This window comes from Streptomyces gottesmaniae, assembly GCF_031845845.1.
Classification (GTDB): Bacteria; Actinomycetota; Actinomycetes; order Streptomycetales; family Streptomycetaceae; genus Streptomyces; species Streptomyces akebiae.
The window spans coordinates 1-2,297 of sequence record NZ_JAVRFJ010000087.1 but is presented as its reverse complement, the minus strand read 5'-3'; the positions used below and the strand labels follow the sequence as shown (position 1 = coordinate 2,297).

6 protein-coding genes are annotated in these 2,297 nt (G+C 70.6%); 5 read left to right on the top strand and 1 reads right to left on the bottom strand.

Annotation, left to right across the window (positions count from 1 at the left end):
- The 4 genes from RM704_RS44480 to RM704_RS44465 form a co-directional block, all read left to right on the top strand.
- A partial coding sequence (locus RM704_RS44480) for a carboxyl transferase domain-containing protein (protein WP_311593545.1) occupies window positions 1-134 on the top strand: 134 nt, incomplete at its 5' end.
- A 27-nt stretch (window positions 135-161) separates the two neighbouring features.
- Complete coding sequence (locus RM704_RS44475; protein ID WP_033527034.1) at window positions 162-371, top strand: acyl-CoA carboxylase epsilon subunit; 210 nt, start codon at window positions 162-164, stop codon at window positions 369-371.
- Between the two features lie 72 nt (window positions 372-443).
- On the top strand, window positions 444-572 hold the full coding sequence (gene mmpB, locus RM704_RS44470) for a morphogenic membrane protein MmpB (protein WP_311593540.1): 129 nt from the start codon (window positions 444-446) through the stop codon (window positions 570-572).
- Between the two features lie 96 nt (window positions 573-668).
- Entirely contained in the window at window positions 669-1,289 is a 621-nt protein-coding gene (locus tag RM704_RS44465) for a nucleoside triphosphate pyrophosphatase (RefSeq protein ID WP_033527035.1), read from the top strand.
- 9 nt (window positions 1,290-1,298) lie between these two features.
- On the opposite strand, the gene RM704_RS44460 is transcribed toward RM704_RS44465, so the two are convergent.
- Window positions 1,299-1,772 carry a hypothetical protein gene (locus tag RM704_RS44460; protein ID WP_192829643.1) on the bottom strand — a complete coding sequence of 158 codons (474 nt, stop codon included), beginning with the start codon at window positions 1,770-1,772 and terminating at the stop codon, window positions 1,299-1,301.
- A 393-nt stretch (window positions 1,773-2,165) separates the two neighbouring features.
- Between RM704_RS44460 and RM704_RS44455 the strand changes: the two genes are divergently transcribed.
- Window positions 2,166-2,297: biotin carboxylase N-terminal domain-containing protein (locus RM704_RS44455; RefSeq protein WP_311593543.1), on the top strand; the 132-nt coding region annotated here is incomplete at its 3' end.

Below are 2,297 nucleotides of genomic sequence, written 5' to 3'. Positions count from 1 at the left end.
CAGCCGAACGCGGTTACGTCGACGCCGTCATCCCGCCCTCCGAAACCCGCCGCCACCTCGTGCGCGGCCTGCGCCAACTCCGCACCAAGCGCGAGTCCCTCCCCCCGAAGAAGCACGGCAACATCCCCCTGTAGCCACCTCCGACCCCGCAGGGAGCCGACATGACCATCAAGGTCGTTCGCGGAAACCCGACCCCCGAGGAGCTGGCCGCCGCCCTGGCGGTGGTCCGCGCCCGCGCCGCGGCGGCGGCCACCGAGCCGTCCGGCGCGCCTGCCCCCCGCGACTCCTGGTCCGACCCGTCCCGCATCGCCGCCCACCGCCTGCCGGCGCCGGGCCCCACCACATGGAGCCGCACCTACTGGCCCGGCTGAGCGGAACCTCCCCTACCGAATTGAGTACGCGTACTCAGGCGCCCGGCCCGCCGGGCGGCGCACCATCGCAGCATGCTCTGGTCCGACCCTGAGAACGAGCCGCCGAAGGAACTGCGCGACACCCAGGCCATGCTTCGGCGGCTCGGCATCCTCATGGCCTTCGCCATGCTCCTGGCCATGCTCGTCCTCGGCATCCTCTGAACCACCGCCCCACGGTCAGGCGGGCACACCGCCCCGACAGCCCCGGCAGCCGGGCTGAGCCCGACCGGTGCCGTCGGAGGCAATACCCTGAACCCCATGACCGCTCCGCACCCCCGCCGCCTGATCCTGGCCTCCCAGTCCCCCGCCCGGCTCAACCTCCTGCGCCAGGCCGGCCTGGCCCCCGAGGTGATCGTCAGCGGTGTGGACGAGGACGCCGTGACCGCCCCCACCCCCGCGGACCTCGCCCTCGCCCTCGCCGAGGCCAAGGCCTCCGTCGTCGCCGCGAAGCCCGAGGTCAAGGGCGCTCTCGTCATCGGCTGCGACTCGGTCCTCGACCTCGACGGCGAGGCACTCGGCAAGCCCGCCGACGCCGAGGAGGCCACCGCCCGCTGGAAGTCCATGCGCGGCCGCGCCGGCACCCTCCAGACCGGCCACTGCGTCTACGACACCGCCACCGGCCGCTACACCTCCGCGACCGCCTCCACGGTCGTCCACTTCGGTGAACCCACGGACGAGGAGATCGCCGCGTACGTCGCCTCCGGTGAGCCCCTCCATGTGGCGGGCGCGTTCACCCTCGACGGGCGCTCGGCCCCGTTCATCGACGGCATCGAGGGCGACAACGGCAACGTCATCGGCATCAGCCTCCCTCTGCTGCGCCGACTGCTGGCCCGACTCGGCGTAGCCATCACCGACCTGTGGACCCCTCGCACCGGCTGACGCGAACCCTCACGCCCCGGGCGCCGCCGGAGCGACATGCTCCGGCCCGCTGGCCCCCTCGGGCGTGGTCGGCACGGCGTCGGCGACGCCGTCCTGCCGGTCGTACGTCATCAGCGTGAGCAGCACCAGCCCCAGCACCACCATCATGAACGCGAACGCGCCCCACCCGACCAGCCCCACGGTGAGCGCCCCGAGCAGCCCGTGCACGACGGCGACGCTGATGAGCAGGATCCTGCCGAGCCCGGCGGGGGGCCGGTTGCGCAGGGCCACGAGCAGCGCGACCACGCCGCAGAAGACGAAATAGAGACCGAAGAGGACACCCCCGGCCTTCGTGGAGACGGACATCGCGACGGGATCCAGCCCGGCGAGCGACATCTTCTGCCGGTCGACGACGGTGCCGAGAAGCCACTGGACCCCGGCGATCCCGAGCCCCTCCACGAACAGCACGATCGCCGTCAATACCGCCACCGGTCTGCGGATCACCGGCCCCACCCACTTCCGCTCTCGCCCTGTCGCTCTCGACCGCTCCCGCACATCCACTCGTTACCCCAGGTAGGTGTTCGGGACATCGCGAACGCTACTAACGGGTAAACCTCGGGACAAGGGTTCTTACGAGAGCAAAGAATCGTTGGGCCATTAGTAGGGACTCCACAAAGAAACCCAACCGGCCGCAGCGCGGCCGCACAGAGACCTTGACCACATGAGAGGGCTAGGGTTTTCGCGTGGGGTCCTGCGCCATGCTGTGCGACAAGGGATTTCGCGGGTTGAGTGAGCCTCGATTCACGCTCCGTGTGGGCAAGCTCACCATTGTGGACGGGTCGAAACGCCGTGTCGGCAGTCCCTAAACTCGGCTTGTTTCAAGGAGAGGGAGCCATCGTGCGCAAGGTGTTGATCGCCAACCGAGGCGAAATCGCTGTCCGCGTCGCCCGGGCGTGCCGGGACGCCGGGATCGCGAGCGTGGCCGTGTATGCCGATCCGGACCGGGACGCGCTGCATGTGCGGGCCGCG